General features: G+C 60.2%; 1 protein-coding gene. It reads right to left on the bottom strand.

Going from position 1 to position 1,592, the window contains the following annotated elements:
• On the bottom strand, nucleotides 1-1,592 hold a 1,592-nt coding region (locus PQQ96_RS41915), incomplete at both ends, for an IS1182 family transposase (protein ID WP_408303274.1).

Here is a 1,592-nt window from a genome sequence, read left to right as displayed (position 1 = left end):
GGGCGTTGATGTGATTGCTGGCGCGAGCCAACAAATCGAGGAAATCTGTTCGGAAAACATTGCGCGAGCTCGTGGAGGCCGCGTAAAGCCGCGTACAAAAGGGTAAATAATGCCCTCGACAGGGCAACTGCTCTGGACAGGTTGTGCGCCAGGACATGCAAGGCGAATTCCCGTTTGACCGCCTGGAGCCCACGGCGCCGAAAGCGGTTAAGCCCCTGCTGGGAACGCAAGCTGCTGAACACCGGTTCGACGATCGCCTTGCGCTGGCTGAAAATGCGGCGCGCCTGAGGATGCTGCATCACGAGGCGAAGCGCCTCACGCTGCTCATCCTCGGGGTAGCGTTTGATGCGTCGTCCCTGCGCCGCATTCGTACAGTTCGCGCGCAAATGGCAATCCCCACAGGTCGTGGCCCCATACACGCGATGCTCTCGTGTTCGCGGTGTTTGTTCGCACTTGCTCAGCAGAATCAGGGTTTGACCGGCCGGGCAATGATAGGTGTCAGTTTGCGGGTGGTAGTCAAAGGCGCTTTTGTGAAACAGTCCTGCTTCCCTGGTCTTTGCAGGCCACTGTCCTTCCGGGCACAACAGGCTGACATCGCGCGCGAGCGTCGCTTCGATCACCTCATCGTCGAAGTATCCTGCATCGAGCAACACTTCTTGCGCCTGCGCACCCGTCACTCGTGCGCTTTGATCCAGCATCGGTGCGATGACCTGTGTTTCACTCGACGCGTCCAGCGCGAGGGCCGTGATGATCCGCTCTTCGTTGGCCAGAACCGACGGTTTGTACGATGCCGCAAACCCCCGTCCGCGCTTCAGGCGCTGTACCATGGCCTCCGGCTCGCTGCCGCTGATGCGCAAGGTTTCACTGCTCTTGCCATGGCTGTGGCGAGCGGCTTGACGCGCCTCGAAGATCTCCTGGCATTGCCTGCTGCGTTGCTGCTCCTGTTGCACGGCCTGATCGTCGGGTGCGCATTCAATTGCTTTCAGCGCTGCCGCCGTGCGCGCTTTGACCGCCTCTTCCCTGAGCAGATTGTAGTGCGAGCAGGCCGCTTCAATAACGGTGCCGTCGCCAGCCAGACGCGTGCTGTTCGAACCACTGGCTTTCAATATCGCACGCGTGAGCGATTCAAAAAAATCCTCGGTCAGCGAGTCTTCGTGCAATACGATGAAGCGGCCGATATTGGCATGATCCGGCGCAATGCCGCCTGTCACCCACATACACCCCAGATCGAGTCGCGCCAGCCGCTCCAGCTCACGCAGCGAATGAACACCCTGCATGACGCCATACAGGATCAGGCCCATCATCAAGGGCGGCGCATAGGGAGCACGCCCAGTGGCAGCGTAGCGCTGTTCGAACGGCAACCAGTCTTGCTCGCCGAGCAAACGCGCGACGGTAAATGGTGCGTGCTGGCCAGATTGCCTCAGGTACGTTTCCAGCCGCGTCATCCCCAGAAAAATAGCGTGCGCATCTCCGGTCACGAAGCGACGACCGCTGTTGACTGCCGTGCGTAGCAACGGCGCGTCCAGGTCCTGTGGCACACCATCAAACAATCTGAACTGCGCATCATCGGGCGAAGGTACTTTGCGCGCCGT

It is taken from the genome of Paraburkholderia sediminicola (genome assembly GCF_046027825.1).
GTDB classification, from domain to species: domain Bacteria; phylum Pseudomonadota; class Gammaproteobacteria; order Burkholderiales; family Burkholderiaceae; genus Paraburkholderia; species Paraburkholderia sediminicola_D.
Note: the sequence above shows the minus strand (reverse complement) of the source record. Positions and strands in the feature narration are given on the sequence as shown.